The organism is Metabacillus dongyingensis, from assembly GCF_019933155.2.
Classification (GTDB): Bacteria; Bacillota; Bacilli; order Bacillales; family Bacillaceae; genus Bacillus_P; species Bacillus_P dongyingensis.
The window spans coordinates 725,663-745,983 of the sequence record NZ_CP082944.1 but is presented as its reverse complement, the minus strand read 5'-3'; the positions used below and the strand labels follow the sequence as shown (position 1 = coordinate 745,983).

At 39.8% G+C, this 20,321-nt stretch carries 17 protein-coding genes; 5 read left to right on the top strand and 12 right to left on the bottom strand.

The annotated features are described in order from the left end of the window. Positions 1-438 precede the first annotated feature (438 nt). From K8L98_RS03850 to K8L98_RS03825, 6 genes are all read right to left on the bottom strand, one after another. The gene (locus K8L98_RS03850) at positions 439-1,161 is read right to left on the bottom strand and encodes a ThuA domain-containing protein (RefSeq protein ID WP_223439846.1); all 723 of its coding nucleotides are present in this window, start codon (positions 1,159-1,161) and stop codon (positions 439-441) included. Between the two features lie 91 nt (positions 1,162-1,252). Next, the gene (locus K8L98_RS03845) at positions 1,253-2,074 is read right to left on the bottom strand and encodes a carbohydrate ABC transporter permease (RefSeq protein WP_223439844.1); all 822 of its coding nucleotides are present in this window, start codon (positions 2,072-2,074) and stop codon (positions 1,253-1,255) included. Then, a complete protein-coding gene (locus K8L98_RS03840; RefSeq protein ID WP_223439842.1) occupies positions 2,074-2,937 on the bottom strand; it encodes a carbohydrate ABC transporter permease in 864 nt (287 codons plus the stop codon). The genes K8L98_RS03845 and K8L98_RS03840 overlap by 1 nt, the downstream gene beginning before the upstream one ends. A 25-nt stretch (positions 2,938-2,962) precedes the next feature. Continuing rightward, a complete protein-coding gene (locus K8L98_RS03835; RefSeq protein WP_223439840.1) occupies positions 2,963-4,195 on the bottom strand; it encodes an ABC transporter substrate-binding protein in 1,233 nt (410 codons plus the stop codon). A 107-nt stretch (positions 4,196-4,302) separates the two neighbouring features. Continuing rightward, positions 4,303-5,355: a LacI family DNA-binding transcriptional regulator gene (locus tag K8L98_RS03830; protein WP_223443137.1), complete on the bottom strand. Its 1,053-nt coding sequence runs from the start codon at positions 5,353-5,355 to the stop codon at positions 4,303-4,305. A 113-nt stretch (positions 5,356-5,468) separates the two neighbouring features. Beyond that, complete coding sequence (locus K8L98_RS03825) at positions 5,469-6,302, bottom strand: alpha/beta hydrolase (protein WP_223439838.1); 834 nt, start codon at positions 6,300-6,302, stop codon at positions 5,469-5,471. Positions 6,303-7,573: 1,271 nt separating this feature from the next. Here K8L98_RS03825 and K8L98_RS03820 point away from each other — a divergent pair. Beyond that, complete coding sequence (locus tag K8L98_RS03820) at positions 7,574-8,026, top strand: lipoprotein (RefSeq protein WP_223439836.1); 453 nt, start codon at positions 7,574-7,576, stop codon at positions 8,024-8,026. A gap of 29 nt (positions 8,027-8,055) precedes the next feature. Here the strand turns inward: K8L98_RS03820 and K8L98_RS03815 are convergent, their stop codons facing one another. Next, on the bottom strand, positions 8,056-8,475 hold the full coding sequence (locus tag K8L98_RS03815; protein WP_223439834.1) for a ferritin-like domain-containing protein: 420 nt from the start codon (positions 8,473-8,475) through the stop codon (positions 8,056-8,058). Positions 8,476-9,060: 585 nt separating this feature from the next. Between K8L98_RS03815 and K8L98_RS03810 the strand changes: the two genes are divergently transcribed. The 4 genes from K8L98_RS03810 to K8L98_RS03795 all read left to right on the top strand — a co-directional run bounded on the left by K8L98_RS03810 (position 9,061) and on the right by K8L98_RS03795 (position 15,493). Further along, positions 9,061-9,774, top strand: coding sequence for a response regulator transcription factor (locus K8L98_RS03810; protein WP_223443135.1), 714 nt, complete (start codon positions 9,061-9,063; stop codon positions 9,772-9,774). Next, positions 9,771-11,498 (top strand): sensor histidine kinase, encoded by a 1,728-nt coding sequence (locus K8L98_RS03805; protein ID WP_223439832.1) that lies wholly within the window; start codon positions 9,771-9,773, stop codon positions 11,496-11,498. Before K8L98_RS03810 ends, K8L98_RS03805 begins: the two co-directional genes overlap by 4 nt. Positions 11,499-11,688: 190 nt before the next feature. Further along, entirely contained in the window at positions 11,689-14,376 is a 2,688-nt protein-coding gene (locus tag K8L98_RS03800) for a sigma-54-dependent transcriptional regulator (RefSeq protein WP_223439830.1), read from the top strand. Between the two features lie 100 nt (positions 14,377-14,476). Continuing rightward, positions 14,477-15,493: an acyltransferase gene (locus K8L98_RS03795; RefSeq protein ID WP_223439828.1), complete on the top strand. Its 1,017-nt coding sequence runs from the start codon at positions 14,477-14,479 to the stop codon at positions 15,491-15,493. Between the two features lie 7 nt (positions 15,494-15,500). On the opposite strand, the gene K8L98_RS03790 is transcribed toward K8L98_RS03795, so the two are convergent. The 5 genes from K8L98_RS03790 to pfkB form a co-directional block, all read right to left on the bottom strand. Beyond that, the gene (locus K8L98_RS03790) at positions 15,501-16,355 is read right to left on the bottom strand and encodes a Cof-type HAD-IIB family hydrolase (RefSeq protein WP_223439826.1); all 855 of its coding nucleotides are present in this window, start codon (positions 16,353-16,355) and stop codon (positions 15,501-15,503) included. Between the two features lie 130 nt (positions 16,356-16,485). Continuing rightward, positions 16,486-17,355 carry a class II fructose-bisphosphate aldolase gene (locus K8L98_RS03785; protein WP_223439824.1) on the bottom strand — a complete coding sequence of 290 codons (870 nt, stop codon included), beginning with the start codon at positions 17,353-17,355 and terminating at the stop codon, positions 16,486-16,488. 1 nt (position 17,356) lies between these two features. Further along, positions 17,357-17,818 carry a PTS sugar transporter subunit IIA gene (locus tag K8L98_RS03780; protein WP_223439821.1) on the bottom strand — a complete coding sequence of 154 codons (462 nt, stop codon included), beginning with the start codon at positions 17,816-17,818 and terminating at the stop codon, positions 17,357-17,359. A gap of 6 nt (positions 17,819-17,824) precedes the next feature. After that, on the bottom strand, positions 17,825-19,267 hold the full coding sequence (locus tag K8L98_RS03775) for a PTS fructose transporter subunit IIC (RefSeq protein WP_223439819.1): 1,443 nt from the start codon (positions 19,265-19,267) through the stop codon (positions 17,825-17,827). Between the two features lie 2 nt (positions 19,268-19,269). After that, positions 19,270-20,193 carry a 1-phosphofructokinase gene (gene pfkB / locus K8L98_RS03770; protein WP_223439817.1) on the bottom strand — a complete coding sequence of 308 codons (924 nt, stop codon included), beginning with the start codon at positions 20,191-20,193 and terminating at the stop codon, positions 19,270-19,272. Positions 20,194-20,321: the final 128 nt, after the last annotated feature.

Here is a 20,321-nt window from a genome sequence, read left to right as displayed (position 1 = left end):
TCTCGATTTGGGGAATCATAGCTACCCTTTGAGTACTCAAACTGGACTCTTCTCTTGATTTGGGGACTCATAGCTACTCTTTGAGTACCCAAACTGGATTTCTCCCTCGTTTTGAGGAATCATAACTACCCTTTGAGTACTCAAACAGGATTTCTTCCTCGTTTTGGGGACTCATAACTACCCTTTGAGTATCCAAACAGGATTTCTTTCTCGTTTTGAGGAATCATAACTACCCTTTGAGTACTCAAACAGGACTCTTCTCTCGATTTAGAGACTTATAACTACCCTTTGAGTACTCAAACTGGACTCTTCTCCGGTATTTGGGAACTCATATATAGCGGTTCATCCCCAAATTCCCCTCTTCTCCCCCACAAATCATGCTGTCAAAACAACAAAAAAAGGGTACGAAATTCCTGGGAAATTTCGTACCCTTTTTCATTATGACTTAACAGTAATTTTCTCAAGCGGCTGAGCATTTCCGTAAACCGGATACTCGCGTTTTGTAGGTGCTGCCCATTTAGCCGCATTCACTAATACTTTTTGAATTTCTTTGTTATGGTAAGTCGGGTATGTTTCATGGCCAGGGCGGAAGTAGAAAACCTTTCCGTTTCCTCTTTGGTATGTGCATCCTGAACGGAACACTTCTCCGCCTTCAAACCAGCTGACAAATACTAATTGATCTGGTGCCGGAATATCAAAATGCTCTCCGTACATTTCTTCTTTTTCAATTTCGATGTACTCGCCGATTCCTTCCGTAATTGGATGAGAAGGATCAACAACCCATAGACGCTCTTTGTCGTCGGCTTCGCGCCATTTAAGGTCACAAGATGTACCCATCAGCTTTTTAAAGATTTTTGAGAAATGTCCTGAATGAAGAACAACTAAGCCCATTCCTTCAAGTACTCGTTTTTGAACTCGTTCAACGATTTCGTCAGTTACCTCATCATGTGCAAGGTGTCCCCACCAGAAAAGAACGTCTGTCTCGCTTAATACTTCTTCTGTTAAACCGTGTTCAGGCTGATCTAATGTTGCAGTCGCAGCATCAAAGCCGTTTTCTTTTAAAAAGTTAGCGATGGCGCCGTGAATGCCTTCAGGATAAATTTCTGCTACTGTTGGATTTTTTTGTTCATGGCGGTTTTCGTTCCAAACTGTAATTTTCATTGTTAAATCTCCCTATAGTGAATTATTTTTAATATTTAAGCTAATCTATCTATTTCAATATACAATAATCCAGCCTATTAATTAAGCCTAATTATTTAATTGATCCTTTCATTACTCCGCTGATGATCCATTTTTGTGCAAAAACATAGACAATAATCATCGGAATCAGTGCAAGCAGATAAGAGGCAAATGCCAGGTTATAGTCTGTGCTGAACTGTGATTGGAAAATATACTGCACAAGCGGCAATGTTGCCATGTCGCTGTCGCTCAGAACGACGAGCGGCAGGAGAAAATCATTCCACGCCCCAAGACATGTAAGGATGGCCACAGTTGCATTCATTGGTGCAAGCAGCGGGAAAATAACCTTCCAGAATACTCCCCATGTTGTTGCGCCGTCTACTATTGCAGCTTCTTCCAATTCTTTCGGAATGGATCTTATATACCCTACATAGATAAAGATATTGAAAGATAGATTGTAGACAATGTACAAAATGACTAATCCCACCAGATTATCCATGCCCCACAATGCTGTTTGTCTTACAATCGGAAGCATAATGATCGGGAAAGGGATGAACATCGCACTGACAAAATAGTAAAACGTGAATTTATAAAACTTTTTATGCATGTTGCGTGCAATCGCGTAAGCGACCATTGAATTCGTCAGGACAGTAAAAATGACGACTAATACAGTGACGAATACGCTGTTTTTTAATGCATTGAAGAAATTCGTCATTTCTATCGCTTTCGCAAAGTTGTCAAAAGACCATGACTGCGGCAGAGCAAGCAGGTTTCCCGCAAGCTCCTGCGGTGTTTTAAATGCAATGGTAATGGTTAAGTACAGCGGCAGGATAATGAAAATTGCCCCTAAAATTAAGAGAATGGTGACAGGCCAGTTTGTCTTTTTGCTGATCATCAGTTGCCCACCTCTCTTTTTTCAAGAATCTTAAGCTGAAAGATAGAAAAGATAACAATAACAATAAAGTAAATGACCGCATTTGCAGACTGATAGGCAAATTCTCCGCCCTGGAAGCCGCCTCTATAGATCAGAAGCGAAATCGATTCTGTTGATTGACCGGGTCCTCCGCCTGTAAGGGCAACGATCTGGTCAAAAACCATCAGAAAACCTTTCATGGATAAAATCATATTAATAGTAAAAAATGGTGCAATCAGCGGAAAGGTGATTTTCCAGAACTTTGTCCAAATTCCAGCACCGTCAATGCTTGCGGCTTCATATAAATCCTCCGTAATGGTTACAAGACCTGCAAGGTACAGGATTGTATTGAACGCGATTGCCTGCCAAACAGCTACGATAACGATACCAACCCAGGCAAGGTTCGGATCACCGAGAATATTTTTAGATAATGCCTCAATTCCAAGGCCGCCTGCAATATCAGGCAGATAATGAGTGAAAATGAAGTTGAAGATAAAACCAACGATCAGAATACTTAGGATATAAGGCATGAAATAGACAGCCCGAAGTGTTTTTTGAAACTTAATCTTTGCATTAAGCCCCATTGCCACAAGCAAGCTGAAAAAATTCACAAGAATCGTTGAAATAATGGCAAACTTAAAGGTGAAGCCGTACGCATTGAGAGCTCTTTCATCTTTAAATACATTCAGATAGTTTTTCAGACCGACAAAGTTCCACTCCCCGTATCCTCTCCAGTCCGTAAAACTGTAGAATATCCCCTGAAGGGCAGGATACGTATGAAAAATAAAGAACAGGAGAACGGCAGGAACAGTCATGATGAGAAATACTTTGTTTTTATTATTCATTGATTTATCTCCCTTCTAAAAATTATTAGCGATCCTCTACCTTCTCCCACTCTCTATCCATTTTCTTCAAAAAAGCGCTTTTCTTTTTCTCGATCAGAAATTCCTGAAGGATGTTTTCTGCTCCCATTCCTGCTGGATAATAGTGATCTTGGAAACTGGTGATTTTTCCTTTTTCAAAGTTTTCTTTTATTCCTTCGAAAACCGGATCCTCCTGATAAACTCCCTCTATTGCAGAGAAAGCCTTTTGCTCATCAATGTACCGTTTTGCTGTTTCTTTCTTCAGCATAAATTTGAGGAATTTTTCGGCTTCTTTTTTGTGCTCACTGTCTTTGCTGATTGTCAGCAGAACATCAACACCTGAAACAAGTTTGTTTTGCTCTGGGTCGTTGGTTACAGGCATCGGAAAAACGCCAAGCTCTGCTTCAGGATTTGCTTTTAAAATCTCAGGAATCGCCCAGTTCCCCTGAATATACATGACACCCTCGCCTGCTGCGAACGCATTGTTGCCATCGCCGTAGGCAATTCCAAAGTTGTCTTTGTGTCCGTATTCTGTAAGGGTCAGCATCTTGTCTGCGACTTCATCGTAGCTCTTTACAAATGACGTCTTTCCAGAGCTTTTCTTTTCTGCAAATTCTTCGCCTGCCAGATTTCCTCCAAGAGAGTTCAAGGAAATCATTCCAGTCCATGCATCTTTAAGAGTCAAATAGATTGGTATTTCACCAGCAGCTTTAGCTTTTTCCAATATGGCGATAAATTCATCCCACGTTTTCGGAACTTCAAGGCCAAGCTCTTCAAACTTCTGTTTGTTATAGATAACCGTGTTTGCGTTTGTCGCATATGGCAGTCCGTAGACCCCATCTTTTTCAGGGCCTACTAAGCGGTCAATCATGTCGAGATAGGAAGGCTGGATGGAATCGATAAGTTCTGTATCAGCAAAATCCTCAAGCACTCCTGCTCTTCCCAATTCACCGTATGTAGCATTACCTGCAATCAGCATAACGTCAGGAATATCATTCTTAATAAGCTTTGTCCGCAGCACGGTTTCTGCTTCCGGAGGAGAATCAAATTTGATCCTGATATTTGGATTTTCTGCTTCAAACTCTTCTATCAGACCTTTATATGTATTGATATTTTCAGATTTGTTGGAGAAAAGATTCAGCGTGACCTTCCCGTCCGCTTCTTCCCCTGAAGAGCATCCCGCCAATATGGCAGCGCCAAGCACCATGCCTGCCGAAAGTGCAGTAATTTTCTTGATCATCATTTCGCCTCCCAGTTCATAATAAGTAAACGTTTACTCTTTTCTGCAAAAAAAAAATTGCCGCTCATTCTGCGTAAACGTTTACGTCATTTACAAAAAAGAAGAAGCTATTCCTCTTTTTTTACTACACTGCTTCTTTCCTTAATGGAATGCGGCATAATCCGGCTTTCTACGAGCTGATCGCCATTGATCATGTCAAATATCATTTTTGCTGCCTTCTCACCCATTTCATATAAGGGCTGAGCGAGTGAAGTTAACGGGGGTATCGACATTTCGGCAATACTCAAGTTATCGTAGCCGATAATCGATAATTCCTCGGGTATTCTTATGCCCTGCTGATAAGCCTCTGAAATCGCTCCAAAAGCAATTTCATCGCTTGCCGCAAAGATTGCTGTCACTTCAGGCGCCAGCTGTCTCATTTTCTTTAATCCTTCTCTGCCGTCTGCAAAGGTAAATCCTTCACTGCAGACAATCTGACTGTCATGAACAGGAAAGCCATAATCTAGTAACGCATCCTTAAACCCATCAATTCTTGGTTTTCCTGCTATAAGATCATTTTGATTTCCGCTGATCATGCCGATGCGCTTGTGGCCTTTTTTAATTAAGTACTGAGCCGCAGAATACGCCGCATGCCTGTCATCCACTTTGACGTATGGCACTGAATAAATACGTGATTCCGTCGATAAAAGAACTAAGGGAATACTCATTTTCTGAATAAATTCATAGTATTCCTCTTTTAGGATTTCACTTGTGAAAATAATTCCGTCAACACGCTTTTCATTGAGCAATTGCAGGTATTTCATTGTTTTTGAACCGTTGGACTCTGTATGGCAGACAATCACGCTTGATCCAAGCTGATGAGCTGCTTTTTCTATTCCGGCTAACAGTTCCGTTACGAACATACTTGAAAGTGCCGGAAATAATACACCAATCGTTGACGTTTTCTTATTGATAAGTCCTCTTGCAATGGCGTTTGGATGGTAGTCCAATTCTTCAATCGCTTCAAGTACCTTCCGTTTCGTTTTTTCAGAGTAACCCTTCTGATTATTAAGAATTCTTGAAACAGTTGCAATCGAAACATTCGCTTTTTTTGCTACATCTTTGATGGTATAATTCATTTCCCACCTTCTCCCTGCTTTTACGTAAACGTTTTCGTAAATTTATAGTACCACCATATGAAAGCATTTACAATATGGAAAATATTTAATTTTTTATACTTAAGCAATTTCCATTTGATCCACAAAAAAGAGCCCGCACTGGACTCTCAATTCTTCTACTTCCACAAAAATCTGCCGACTTCTTCATCGACTTCTTTATTCTCATGCAATCCATTATGTGTTGCTTTCTTCGATACAATGATTTGTTCGCGGTAATGATCTGAAGCGACTACATTTTTTAAGGAAGTTGCACTGTGGACTGAGACAAGACCGTCGCCGTCTTCTTTTTTACCGATTTTACCTGCAATTGAGTATACTTGTGTATTTGGATCAAAGTTATCCTTTTCTGAATATAATTCCTGAATCGCCTGTGAATCTGCGATTAAATCATGCTTTTTCTCCTTATATCTTTTTTCAAATACTTCTCTCTTAATGCCTTTAAAAGGAGTTCCGATTGTAACGAGCTTTTCTACTTTAGGAAACTCTTTTTCCTGTCTTGTTTCCTGAATGTAATTGACGGAAACAAGACCTCCCATAGAATGCGCAACGATATTGACCTTATCGTGTCCGTATTTTCCCTTTAAAAGCTTAAGAATATTTCCGAGTTCTATGCTTGTCTTCTCAAAATTCGAATCGTTGTCTTCAAAGTAAACATGGATAAGGGGGTTTTTCACTTTTTCGTCTGTCAGGGCCTTACACTCCGCGACTCTCTTATCAGAGGTGCAAATTAGAGTTTTTTCTCCCCATTCATAATCCGACTGAAATCTTTCCATCATGCCTTCGAACGAATTCAGCGTGCCTCTATAGCCATGCACAAAGACAGTCGGCGTTCCTTCGTGCTTTCCATCACTGGCTCCATTTGAAATCTCTGGCTTTATAGTCTGAATGATAAAAACGATTGCTGCTAAACTAATTGCTGCTATAAGTGCGATATTCTTTTTTAATTTCATTTATGGAATCCTCTCGTCTTCTGCGATTTTCTTGTCGTAAGCTATATGTATACCCCTTTTTTTTTACTTTAAACGGACTTATTTTAGATAACTGATATCTCTGCTTATCTGTTCAGCTGAAATTTCTAACTTGAATTTTGTTTGAGAATTGAATGCCCGTTTATGCGAGTTGAACCGGGATTCTTGCGAGTTGGAGCTGCTTTTTCGCTAATTGGCAAGCGATTTTTGCGAGTTGGGCTCCCCTGTACCGTGTCTGATGCTCTATACACAGCTGAAACTCTTTATTTTTATGCTGAATCTTTTTTTAGCTGGCCAACGGCAGCTAGAAATGGGCATTATTATGAGGTTTTTTCATTGGAATTTGAACCTTGCGAATTGAATGCCCGTTTATGCGAGTTGAACCTGGATGCTTGCGAGTTGGAGCTGCTTTTTCGCTAATTGGCCAGCGATTTTTGCGAGTTGGGCTCCCCCATACCGTGTCTGATGCTCTATACACAGCTGAAACTATTTACTTTTATGATGAATCTTTTTTTAACTGGCCAACCGCAGCTAGAAATGGGCATTATTATGAGGTTTTTTCATTGGAATTTGTGCCTTGCGAATTGAATGCACCTTTCTGCAAGTTGAGCCGGGATTCCTGGGAAATGGAGTTGCATTTTTGCTAATTGGCCAGCGATTTTTGCGAGGTGGGCTCCCTGGTACCATGCCCTGATGCTCTACACAGCTGAAACTCTTTATTTTTATGCTGAATCTTTTTTTAACTGGCCAACCGCAGCTAGAAATGGGCATTATTAAGTGGTTTTTTCATTGAATTTGTGCCTTGCGAATTGAATGCTCCTTTCTGCAAGTTGAGCCGGGATTCCTGGGAAATGGAGTTGCATTTTTGCTAATTGGCCAGCGATTTTTGCGAGGTGGGCTCCCTGGTACCATGCCCTGATGCTCTACACAGCTGAAACTCTTTATTTTTATGCTGAATCTTTTTTCAACTGGCCAACCGCAGCTAGAAATGGGCATTATTAAGTGGTTTTTTCATTGAATTTGTGCCTTGCGAATTGAATGCTCCTTTCTGCAAGTTGAACCGGGATTCTTGCAAGTTGGAGTTTCTTTTTCGCTAATTGGCAAGCAATTTTTGCGAGTTGGGCTCCCTGGTACCGAGTCTGTCGCTCTGCATAATGCTTAATCATATCTGGCCGGAAGTTCCCTATCCTTTGCTTCTTTCCCCCTTTTTAGGCGATAATAAGAGAGAGATTTGGAACAGGAAGGGATCTGCTATGAAGAAACTCAAAATAAGTCTTTTGTTCGTTGCTGTTGCTGCAGTCATTCTCGCAGGATGCAACCGTCCGCAGCTTAAGAATGAAGATTACAGTATGCAGGGTATATATAACGGAACTTGGGTAGACCGGGTAAAAGTGAAAGAGGAAGGCAATTTTGCCATCGTCAATTTTCCAGAGGATGGGCAGGTTGCAGAGCTGACACTTGGACTGAAATCGAAGGATAACAAGATTCTGCGTGAGAACAAAACAAAAACGACCATTCGCGGAAATGGCGATGGCCCTTTTACAATAGAGGATCCTGCACTTGAAAAGCCGGTTGAAGGAACGATTTCCCTTCGAGGAGACGAAATTGTCATCAGCATTAACGGTCTTGATGAAAATCAGGAAAAAAAGCTTGGTCTTCATAACGGAACGAAGCTGTACAGCAAGGTCGATTATCAATTGAAGTAACGGCTGGCATCAGCGATGAAATTTATGCCTCACTTGTTCTGCATAAAGTAATACAGGAACCACACGGCATGATTCTGTTCATCTGCTGATGCTCTTTTAAATTGTTTTCGAATATAAGGGCTACTTGCATTTTCTGCAATATCAAGATAAAAATCCACAGTCTCCTGCTCGTCTTTAAAAGCCGCTGTCAGCGCTCCAATATAATCCCCAGGGCATTTTTCCGTTTGTTTAGGACTGTATTGCATCCCGGACAGACTCTGATAAATAGCAGCGAATGTCTGGTAGTGGTTTATTTCATCATTTCTAATCTCCATGATTTGCTTTTTTTCTTCTTCATTCTTCGCCAAATTTGCCATATGTTCATAACACTGAATCGCATTATATTCTCCAGCAAGTGCTTTTGCAATTTGATCTATTTCAGCCTGATTTGCACGATAATAGCTATACATTAAAATTTCCCCCCTTTATAAAAAATCATTGATAAAATTATATTTTTAAAGAGAGAGAATATGCCGGTCATTTGTGAATGGGAACTTTCAGCAAGTAAGACATGGAAAAATAGTCATCCAATATAAGGAAAGTAATCTAGATATGTTTTATAGGTATCCCTGATAATTCTACTGCCATTCTGGCCGCTCCATAAAAAAGATATAGACCCCTGTTACAATCATTAAATAACGATAAAATCACCCCTGAATATACATTTCCTGTTTTTAACAATTAAGCTGCTTTTAAGGTTTTGATAACTATGTGTAAAGCTTCAGCTGATAGACTTGTGAGAGTGCAAGCATAAGAGTTTACTAAATGAATCATTTTCAGGTTCATCGCAAAAGGTGCATGTGTGTATTGATGATTTCAAGAGATTTTGGATGATCATTCGCAAGAGGAGCACCACTTGTTGTTTGGTGCTTTGTTTTTTAGCGGCCTGTTTGCCATATGACACAAAAAAAGAAATGAAAACATGCAGGAAACTCTTAACATATGCACTGATTTGAATTAAGGTAATGAAGGACAGAAAGGGGAAGATTTCCTTGATTCATACATGCAAAATACTATTAGTGGACGATGAAGAAGCCATTATTAAGCTCGTCCGAACTGTTATGCAAAAAGAAGGCTTTTCACATATAGATGAAGCCTTAACGGGAGCAAGCGCTCTTAAGGCAATTGAGAATAGAAAATATGACTTAATCGTGCTTGATATCATGCTGCCTGATTTAAGCGGATTTGAGCTTTGCCCGCTTATTAAACAAAAAACAGATGCGCCAATTATCTTTTTAAGCGCAAAAAGCAGTGATCTCGACAAATTATCAGGCTTTGCATATGGCGCTGATGACTATATTACTAAGCCTTTTAATCCTCTTGAAGTGGCTGCACGCGCTAAAGCCCTTTTAAAACGCACCATGCCTCAATCCAGTCAAAAGACTGCGGCAGAGGAGAAGTATGAGTATCAGCGCTTTAGCATAAATGTTTCTTCAGCAGAACTGACCGTAGCGAATCAGACAGTTGACTGCTCCGCGCAGCTTTTTCAGCTGCTGATTTTCTTCTGCAAACATCCAAATCGTGTTTTTACCAAACATCAGCTTTATGAAAACGTCTGGAATGAGCATTACATGGTCGATGATAATACGGTAATGGTCCACATCAGAAAGCTCCGAGAGAAAATTGAAGAAAATCCAAGTCAGCCGCGCTACATCAAAACAATCAGAGGCCTTGGCTACAAATTTGTGGATGACAGGGTCAAACCATGAACTTAAAAAGAAAGCTCACTCGTTTTTTTATTTTTCATATGATTGTCTGGTTTATTTTCTTTTTAACCATCACGGGTGCATCACTCGCGATCTTGATGACACAGGATTTCAATAACATGCTTGAAAAAGAAGTGAAACGCATTGACCCGCTGTACATAGGAGATATCTTTCAGTTTTCAGATGATGACATCTCACTTGACAAGTCTGCCAGAGATGCGATTAAAAAACAAAATGGCTGGCTGCAGGTAATTGATGAGGAAGGGAGCGTTGTCTTTTCATACTTGACTCCTTCTTCCATACCGAAGAAATATTCACTGCCTCACTTTTTTGCAGATGTGGAAAAAGCCTTTCACTATGACCAGACGTATTGGATGCTTCACCAGGAAGAAGATTCCTATATTGTCCTCTACGGAAAGCATTCCGCTAATACCGATCTGATGACTGACCTTATAGATAACGGCCTTTCATTTAATGAGAAGCCAGTGCTTTCTAAAGAAATGCAGGCCAATTTTTCAAAACAAAAAGCCTGGCTTGCGGTCTATGATTCTGAGTACTCTTTAATTTACTTTCATAATAAACAGAATAAAAATCTGCCAAAATACTTCGAGATCATGTCTTATAAAAAAGAACCGTGGAATCATAAAACGTCTATTTCCACTTATGCCGATCCGGCAACCGGCTATAAATATGTCATTGGTTCGCCAAATAAAGAGTACTTCCCCGACGATCAGTTTGACAACAGTCTCATGATCTCTTTATTCAAATGGATAATCGTTTTTGTTCTTTTCACTGGAATCTTATTTTTCATTATCTCTATCTGGTATTCAAATAAGCTTGGAAAGCCGCTGCTTCATACGATTCTATGGCTTGAAAATCTCGCCACTGGAAGATATGAGGAACCTCTTTCAAAAAAAGGCGTCCGGGCAAGCTCGAGACAAAACGGAAAGTTAAAAAACTCTTTTAGAATCTATCACGACATTATCTACTCTCTCAATGTCCTTACCTCTAATTTAATTCAAAAGGATAAAGACAGGGCCATGATGGATAAAAGAAGAGAAGGGTGGATTACAGGTCTGTCTCATGATTTGAAGACTCCCTTAAGCTCTCTGTACGGCTATGCATACATGCTGGAGTCTGATCAATATGACTGGACAAAGGAAGAGGTTCAGGATTTCGCAGGAATTATGAAAGATAAAGCAAGCTATATGACATCTTTGATTGAAGACTTCAATCTGACCTATCGGCTGAAAAATAATGCTCTTCCGCTTCATATTGAATCAGAGGAAATGAATGAAACAATCAGAAGATCCATCGTGCATTTTTTAAATGACCCGCTTTATCAAGAACGGGAAATAGATTTTCACCCTTCGGAAGATGCAATCTATTATCCTATTGATAAAAGATGGTTTCAACGCATTATTGAAAACCTTGTTGCTAATGCATTCAAGCATAATCCATCTTCAACAGAGGTTGGGATTTCTCTAAAAAAAGAAGAAGAGTACTTCTCTATCCTGATTAAAGACTCTGGAAATGGGATGGATGAGGCAACAAAGGATAATCTGTTTGATCGTTATTTCAGAGGCACAAATACAGAAGAATCAACAAAAGGGACCGGACTCGGACTTGCCATTGCAAAGCAGCTGATTCTTGCTCATAATGGGGAGATCGCCGTCTGGAGCGAGCTTGGCAAAGGTACAGTCATTACGCTTAAATTCCCGCTTTAAATCTTTTAGCCAGGCCCGTCCAATTTAGGAACGGGCCTGTTCCAATGGATCTATTTTACACCCTGAAAATGATGTTCATTTTATAGACTCTATGCTATTTTTATAGTAGATTATCCCCTGAAAACAGGAGATTTCCGCCATTTATTGTAAGCGCTTTATACTAGTTTGTGCAAGGAGGCTGTTGTATTTTATGAAAAGAAAGGATTTGATTTACAGCTTATTTAAAAAGCAGAGCAGAGTCTCCTATTCTGCAGCTGAAATTTCAGAATTGCTTCAGCTTGACCGTGCAAATGTAAGCAGCGATCTGAATAAACTCGTGAAAGAAGAACTGCTTTCAAAGTCTTCATCAAGGCCTGTCGTTTTCTTTTTAAATGCCGATCGTGATCCGGCAGCAGATAAATCCGAAGTCAGTTTATTAGACTCTTTCCAAAAGGAAAACCGCAGTTTACGGACAGCCATTGATCAGGCTAAATCTGCTATTCTATATCCTCCACATGGCATGCATACGCTCATTTTCGGTGAAACAGGCGTCGGAAAATCCATGTTTGCATCCATCATGCATCAATTTGCGCTTGAAGCAGGCCGGCTGCATGAAACGGCTCCTTTTGTTGTCTTTAATTGTGCAGACTACGCAAATAACCCTCAGCTTTTGCTTGGTCAGCTGTTCGGTGTAAAAAAAGGGGCCTATACAGGTGCTGTTGAGCAAAAAGGGCTGATTGAAAAAGCAGACGGCGGCATTTTGTTTTTAGATGAAGTGCATCGTCTTACACCAGAAGGACAGGAGATGCTGTTTACATTTATTGACGGTGGCATGTACCGCAGACTGGGAGAATCAGAGAATGAACGGACGGCACAGGTTCTCATTCTGGCTGCTACAACGGAAGATCCTGTTTCTTCCCTGCTCGGGACATTCAAGCGGAGAATGCCGATGTTTATCACCCTGCCCCCGCTTAGGGAACGCTCCTCTGAAGAACGGCTCCTGTTAATAAAACGCTTCTTCACAGATGAAAGCATCCGCCTGGGGAAAGAAATCTCAGTCTCAACGAATACCATCAGGGCATTGCTCTTTTATCCCTGCTCAAGCAACATTGGCCAGCTGAAAGCAGATATTCAGCTGACATGCGCTAAAGCCTATGCCGACTATGTCACCGATAAAAAACAAAGTATTCATATCCGGTCTTCAGACCTGAACTGGTATATCAAAGAAGGTTTGTTTATTGAAAAGAAAACGAAGCACACGCTTATTCAAATGAATGAACAGTACACATTCAGCCCTACCGAGTCTTATTCGGTACAGAGTCAGCCTTCGTTTGACCATTCTATCTATGAGCATATTGATATGAAATATGAGGAACTGAAAAATCGGGATATTGATCAATCAGAGCTTGCGATGCTGATGGACCATAACATTCAGTCTCTTTTCAAACAATATTTAAAACAAACGATTCAGCAGATGAGCAAAGATAACCTCCAAAAAATTCTGTCAGCCGAGATTGTAAAAGTCAGTGAAAAAATCATTCATTTAGCTGAAAAAAGATTAAATCGCACATTTGATGAGAAGGTATTTGTAGGCTTGTCCCTTCATCTGCAAACCTTGATGCAGCGTCTTGAATCCCACAAATCAATCTACCATCCCAATTTAACGGCGATACGCGAGCAGTACCGGGATCAGTTCAATGTGGCCATAGAAAGTATGAGGCTCGTAGAGGATACGTTTTCGATCACGATACCATTTGATGAAGTTGCGTTTCTTACAATGTTTTTCGTCGTCGATTCTGATGAAACGCCAAGCTTTCAAACCGCAGTCTTCGTTTTGGCACATGGAAATGGAATTGCAAGAGAGATGGCAGCTGTAACCAACCATCTGCTTGGAAATGAAGACGTCACCGGCATTGATATGCCGCTCCATGAATCGCCTGAGGAATTTTTGCAGCGTGTTAAAAGAGAAATGCAGCCTCTGAACCATTGCACCGGACTGCTCCTGTTAATCGATATGGGGTCTCTTGCCTTCATCGGCGAAATGATTGAAACGGAGTTTTCTATTCCCGTTAAAGTCATACCTATGGTCAGCACCGCCCATGTCATCGAAGCATCACGAAAAGCAAGCCTTGGCTATCACTTGGATGAGCTTTACGAGGATGTTAAAAATTTAACACCGTTTTATATGCAGACTCAAAAAGAGAAGCAATCAAACAGCAAGACGCTGAAATCAGTGATCCTGACCGCCTGCTTAACCGGGGAAGGCAGTGCGATTGCCCTTAAAAATATCCTTGAAAATTATCTGCATTTTAATTCAGAAATCATTGAAATTTTGCCGATCAGTATTTTCAACCGAAAAGAAATGCAAAAAATGCTGACTAATATATCAAAGGAGCGCAGCATTCTCTGTGTTGTCTGCAACTTTGAGATTGCCTTGCCATACAGAACCATTCATGTTCAGGATATCCTGAACATGAAAGAGATCAAGACAATTCAAGAGCTGATTACTCATGAAGAAACGTATATTAAAATGGCTGATGCCCTGCAGCAGACTCTCACAATTGACGATGCAGGCGAAGTCATTACAATTGTGCGGAACGTTTTAAATGATCTCCAGCTGCAGACAAATACATATTTAAATCATGAAAGTCTGATGGGCATTGTTCTTCATATCAGCTGCATGCTGGACAGGCTCCGGAAAAATCAGCCGTTTGTCAAATATCCTGATAAAGATGCGAAAATCAATGAACATTATCTTCTCTATTTAAAAATCAGAAAAGCGCTCAATAAAATCGAAGAAGCTTATCAAATTGCCATTCCGAATGATGAAGTATGTTTCATTATGGATTTCTTATTAAAAAATGAGAGCAGTGCTAAAACTAATAAAACGTCCGTCTGATATATTCCAGACGGACATTTTTTTAATTATTAAAGCAATATCAGTAAATAATAAGACAATTCTAAAACAAGGTAAAAGCTTAAAACGAAGGGGTTAAATAATGGAGAGAAATTATGCAATAGACTTTATAAAATTTTTTGCGATCTTTGCTGTAGTAGTGATACATACTTTCCCATTAGATAGTCAGATTGGATTGTTTATTCTTGATAACCTTTCTAGATTCGCTGTTCCTTTTTTCTTTGCCGCTTCAGGTTATTTGTTCGGAATTAAAATAGTAAATACCAGTGAGTCTGTTGTATATTTCAAAAAGTATGTTATAAAAATAGTTAAAATTTACGTTTGCTGGCTCATTTTTTATACAATATACGATGTTCTCGTCATATATCTAAGTGATTCTAATGTAAACCAGAAATTAATGAAGTATTTTGATGAATTTACAATGCTGAATCTTTTGTATTATGGCAAAGGGACTAGCGGATATCAATTGTGGTTTTTAACGTCCTTAATTTGGAGTATCATCATTGTGTTTATTTTTTTCAGACTAAAAAAAATAAATGTGCTGTTTACACTTTGTTTTATTTCGAACTTAATAGGCCTTTTCGGACAATCCTATTCAATATTTTACAAAATTCCACTAAGTACAAGAGATGCCATTTTCTTCGGTTTATTTTATACAACTTTGGGATTTTGCTTTGCTTTTCATTCACAATTTATGAAACCCCTGAAAATAAACAAAAATATTTATTTATACTTATTTTTTGTTTTTTCAGTTCTGCAAGTGATGGAGGGCTACATTTTAGAAAAGATATTATCAGGCAGTCATGGAGAATATTTTTTATCCACAATTTTTCTAACCGTGTTTTTATTTTCCTTTGCACTGAATAACAAACAGTTAGGAAAGGGTTTGTTTTTAACGAAAATTGGCAGCAATGCTCTCGGTATTTATATTATTCATGTTTTTTTCATAAAAATAATTGATTTGGGGTTAAATATTTTAGAACTGAAAAACATTACAGAGAATTTGGTTTGGACCCAGCTATATACCCTGTTTATTTTTGTTATTTCGTATGTTGCCTATAGTTTTCTTCAATATTTAAAACAGGCATTTAGGGGGTAGAAGATTGTTATGCAAGAATATATTTTCGTAAAGCAAATGCTACCCCATTTTCATTGTGTTTTTTCGTAATAAAAGTACCGTTCTTTTTTACCTCTTCTACAGCATTCCCCATCGCTATACTCATTCCAGCAACATCAAACATAGAAAGGTCATTCAAGTTATCACCTATTGCAACTGTTTTTTCTAAAGGGATCCCCAAATAATCTGCCATGAATTTTAATGCATTCCCCTTGCTTATATCCAAGTGGCCAATTTCAAGTTTTGTACCTCCTGAAGACGTAATTGATATATCTTTTCTTCCCGATACCCTTTCCAGGAGTTTAATGAGTTTACATTTATCGAAGGATAGAACAAATAATTTGTATACCTCTAAATGGGTAAAATCTATATCTTGATAGTGGGGAACATGAAGCAAACCATGTTGATTGTATTGAATATCAATTTCACCATAAGCCCATTCCTCAGGAAAACCGGTTTCTTGCTCTTGCATATATTTGATTTCCTTTTTTAACAGGTCTCTTCCATCCTGTTTTAATAAAATACCGTTTCTTGTATATATCTCGTAGTAAAAATTGGTTTCATCTAAAATTTCCATCATTTCCGATATGACATTAACAGGAAGGGAAAAGTTTTGAATAATTTTTTCTGTATGGAATGAAATAGCCCCATTCCCCGATATGATTGGACACTCTATACCAGCTTTTTGAAGAATTTGCTTTGTATCATGAAAAGAACGGCCAGAGGATATGACAATAATATTCCCTTGCTTCTGAACCTCATGAATTGCCTCCCTGTTTACTTGGCTAATTGAACAATCTTCTGACAACAGTGTTCCATCCAAATCAACGGCAATTAATTTCATATGATAACCCTTCCTTACGTTAGTCTTTGTTAAAACCAAAAACCGATTGTCCTATTCATACGAACAATCGGCTTTTTTTCCTCATACCTTTTCATAGCGCATTTACGCCGATCTATACATTGATCTTGTCTTATACAAACGATGGAACTACTCTGCCTTCGCTTCCCACCATTTGAATTTTGGATTTTGCCATGTCTATTGCTGCCTCTTTAGCCTTTTGCAAGTAAGCACGCGGGTCTAGGCTGTCCGGCTCTTGTTCAAAATGTTTACGAATAGCTGCTGAATAAGCATTTTTCAGTTCTGTTGATACGTTGACTTTTGCCATACCCAGAGATACACAGCGGCGTACGTCTTCATCAGGAATTGCAGAGCCGCCATGGAGAACGAGGGGAACATCTACAAGATTAGCAATCTCTGCAATTCGGTCAAAGTCAAGATCCGGCTTCCCCTTGTATATGCCATGTGCAGTACCGATTGCAGGTGCAAGTGTTGGAACGCCAGTCAGTTCTACAAACTGCTTACATTCTCCTGGTACTGCTTTTTCGGCATCTTCCTCTGCTACAACGATATCATCTTCTACTCCGCCTACTTTTCCAAGCTCTGCTTCTACATTAACACCCAGTGACTTAGCGAGATTCATTACTTCTTTTGTCCGGGCTGCGTTCTCTTCAAAAGGATGCATCGATGCATCAATCATGACTGATGTATAGCCAGCCCGTATGGCTTCTTTAATTACTTCAAAGTCTGTGCAATGGTCAAGATGCAAGCCTGTTGGAATATTGAAATGTTCGGAAGCAGCTTTTGCAACTTCAACAATGTTTTTGGCACCAAGTGATTTGACTGTACCAACAGTTGTTTGCAGAATGACTGGTGATTTTAAATCGGCTGCTGCTTCTAGTACCCAAAAGATGCTGTCAAACGAATGAACATTGAATGCGACAATGCCGTGTTTATCTTGCTTTGCTTTCTCTAGCATAGATGTTGTTGATAAAAGAGCCATTTTAGTTTTCCTCCCTGATTGCTTTTTCTATGAATGCAGCCAGTGCTTCATTGGTTTTCGCATCCAGCAGTTCTTGTCGTTTGTCTTCGTCCATGAGAACCCGTGATAGAGATGACAATGCTTGTAGATGTGTTGTGCCAGCTTCTGATTTCGGAATCAGAAGAGAAAGAAAGAAAAAAGCTGGCTGGTCGTCAAATGATTCCCAATCAATACCCGTTTCGGTACGAACAATTACTATGGCAGGCTTTACTACAGCTGCTGTTTGTGTGTGCGGGATAGCAAAGCCATCCTGGAAGCCAGTTGTGCTTTGAGCTTCACGAGTTTGTAAGCCTTTAATAACCTCATCTGCTGATGTGGCAATGCCATTTTGAACAGCGATGTCCGCTATGCATTGAAAGACACCTGTTTGCGATGAAGCTGTAGCCTGTAATTGAATAAAATTTGGCTGGATCAAATTTGTCATGATTAATTACTCCTCTACTGGGATATTTTTGGCTATTTTTTTACGATACAAGCCATAAATTACGGCTGCGATAATGGAACCTGCCAGAATGGAAAACACCCATTGGATGGCGCCTGTCACTACTGGAAGAACTAAAAACCCTCCGTGTGGAGCTGGGACCTGTACGCCAAACATATATGTCATAATGGCAGCAATTGAAGACCCTAGCATGATAATCGGAATGACGACAACTGGATTCTTTGCCGCAAATGGAATCGCTCCTTCTGTGATGTGCGTAGATCCTAAAATAAAGTTAATCATTCCTGCATTTCTTTCATCTTTCGTAAAATACTTACGGAAAAACACTGTAGCAAAGGCAATAATAAGCGGCGGTGCAATACAAGCCGCAGATACACCAGCCATAAAGTAAAGATTGCCTTCAGATAATAACGCGGTTCCAGTTACGTAAGCCGCCTTGTTAAAGGGACCGCCCATGTCGAAGCCAGACATCATTCCAACAATAATCCCAAGAAGAAGCGGATTAGATGATTGTACAGAGGCTAAGAAGGCCATCATTCCTTCATTTAAACCTGTAACAGGGACAAGAATCGGTGTCATAATCGCACCAATCAGGAAAATACCTAAGACTGGATACAAGAAAATTGATTTCAATCCATCTAAAGATTTTGGCATGTTTTTCAACAGCTTTTGTAACAAAATAATAAGGTAACCGGCTAGAAAACCGGCAATTATCCCACCCAGAAAGCCAGCTCCTCCTTGGTTAGCAAGAAGACCTCCGATAAAACCAACAACCATACCTGGACGCTTTGAAATGGATTCAGCGATAAAAGCCGCAAGAATTGGAACCATTAAGCTAAAACTTAATCCGCCGATTTTATTTAATAAGGCGGCAAACTGGTTGTACTGTTCATGATTGGGATCAGATGAATAAATTCCAAACAAGAACGAAAGTGCAATGAGCACTCCCCCTCCGACAACGAATGGGAGCATGTGAGAGACACCGTTCATAAGATCTTTATAGATGGTATGCAGCCATTTTTTATTGCTGCCTGAATTAGTTGATGATGTTTCCTTTCCAGCTGAATTCGGCGATTCTTTCTGGTTATCTTTTGTGTAACCGCTAACATAGTGAACAGACGCTTCTTCATTTAAGATTTGGCTGATTAAGTCTTTTGGTGCACGAATGCCTCGTGCAACCGGTACTTCTACTAGACGTTTGCCATGGAAACGGTCCGTATTAACATCCTTATCTGCAGCGACAATAACTCCATCTGCTTCGCGAATATCCTGTTCTGTTAAACCATTTTCAATTCCAACTTGACCATGTGTTTCGACTTTAATATCAACATCTAGATTAGCAGCTGCTTTTTTTAACGCTTCAGCAGCCATGAATGTATGTGCAATTCCGGTCGGACAGCCAGTTGCGGCTATTATTTTTTTGCGTCCCATGGTTATGCCCCCTTATAAGCTGAAATGGTTACTTGATTAAGAAGAGATGGTATATCGGCTAAATCACTTAGCCCTTTTGAAAAAGCAGTAGAGGCACCTGTTGCAACGGCATGAGCGAGTGCGTCTTCCAAAGAATTTTCCTGCATACGCTTACCGATAAAGGCGGCAAGCATTGCATCACCCGAGCAAGCAGTATTGACAACTTGTCCTTGTGGTGACGTGGCTTTTAACAAATCTTCTTGTGAAAAATAAAGGGCTCCATCCTTTCCTCTTGAGATAATTACATTCTGAGCTCCTTGTTTAAGAAGCTCTTTCCCGCATTCAATAAGCTCTGTCTCTGAAAGTGGATGAGCCTTATTAAATAGATTGGCTACTTCTTCCTCATTTGGTTTCAGCAAATATGGCTTATACTCAAGCGTTTCGATTACTGTGCACACACTTGAATCAAGAACGAGCTTCACGTCATGTTTGCTGCAAATTTTGGCGATGTCAACGAGAATGGAATCAGACACACCTTTTGGAAGACTCCCCGAGACAATGAGCATGCTGCCAGCAGGGATCTCCTTCACTTTCTTCAGAAGGATCTCTTGCTCTTTTTGCTCAATCATCGGTCCTTGATTAACGAGTTTGTATTCATTCTCTGAATTTATAAAAACGTTAATGCGTGTAATGCCATCGACTTTGACAAAATCAGTCTTAATGCCCATTTCCAGTAATGATTCTTCTATATATCTACCAGAAAACCCAGCGATAAACCCTAAAGCAACACTTTCAATACCTAAGCGCTTTAGCATGATTGATACGTTGACCCCTTTACCATTCGGCTGGTAATCCTCATCGTGCGTGCGGTTTACTGTATCTGGTTTTAATTCATCAACCGCTACGTACAAATCAATGGCAGTGTTCATGGTGCATGTATAAAGCACGGTTGCTTCACCTTCCTTCATTTGTTGATAAGGAAAGTATCTCATGTTTATTTCTGAAAATGTTTTCAGATTATGTAAAGCCTTTCTTACTCGTATTTCACTATCTGAATTTCCTTAAGTATCATCAT

What these genes read in the sequence shown, in the direction of transcription:
- K8L98_RS03850 (WP_223439846.1), bottom strand. Translation starts at nt 1,161, where the DNA reads ATGAAAATTACAGTTTGGAACGAAAACCGCCATGAACAAAAAAATCCA.
- K8L98_RS03845 (WP_223439844.1), bottom strand. Translation starts at nt 2,074, where the DNA reads ATGATCAGCAAAAAGACAAACTGGCCTGTCACCATTCTCTTAATTTTA.
- K8L98_RS03840 (WP_223439842.1), bottom strand. Translation starts at nt 2,937, where the DNA reads ATGAATAATAAAAACAAAGTATTTCTCATCATGACTGTTCCTGCCGTT.
- K8L98_RS03835 (WP_223439840.1), bottom strand. Translation starts at nt 4,195, where the DNA reads ATGATCAAGAAAATTACTGCACTTTCGGCAGGCATGGTGCTTGGCGCT.
- K8L98_RS03825 (WP_223439838.1), bottom strand. Translation starts at nt 6,302, where the DNA reads ATGAAATTAAAAAAGAATATCGCACTTATAGCAGCAATTAGTTTAGCA.
- K8L98_RS03820 (WP_223439836.1), top strand. Translation starts at nt 7,574, where the DNA reads ATGAAGAAACTCAAAATAAGTCTTTTGTTCGTTGCTGTTGCTGCAGTC.
- K8L98_RS03815 (WP_223439834.1), bottom strand. Translation starts at nt 8,475, where the DNA reads ATGTATAGCTATTATCGTGCAAATCAGGCTGAAATAGATCAAATTGCA.
- K8L98_RS03805 (WP_223439832.1), top strand. Translation starts at nt 9,771, where the DNA reads ATGAACTTAAAAAGAAAGCTCACTCGTTTTTTTATTTTTCATATGATT.
- K8L98_RS03800 (WP_223439830.1), top strand. Translation starts at nt 11,689, where the DNA reads ATGAAAAGAAAGGATTTGATTTACAGCTTATTTAAAAAGCAGAGCAGA.
- K8L98_RS03795 (WP_223439828.1), top strand. Translation starts at nt 14,477, where the DNA reads ATGGAGAGAAATTATGCAATAGACTTTATAAAATTTTTTGCGATCTTT.
- K8L98_RS03790 (WP_223439826.1), bottom strand. Translation starts at nt 16,355, where the DNA reads ATGAAATTAATTGCCGTTGATTTGGATGGAACACTGTTGTCAGAAGAT.
- K8L98_RS03785 (WP_223439824.1), bottom strand. Translation starts at nt 17,355, where the DNA reads ATGGCTCTTTTATCAACAACATCTATGCTAGAGAAAGCAAAGCAAGAT.
- K8L98_RS03780 (WP_223439821.1), bottom strand. Translation starts at nt 17,818, where the DNA reads ATGACAAATTTGATCCAGCCAAATTTTATTCAATTACAGGCTACAGCT.
- K8L98_RS03775 (WP_223439819.1), bottom strand. Translation starts at nt 19,267, where the DNA reads ATGGGACGCAAAAAAATAATAGCCGCAACTGGCTGTCCGACCGGAATT.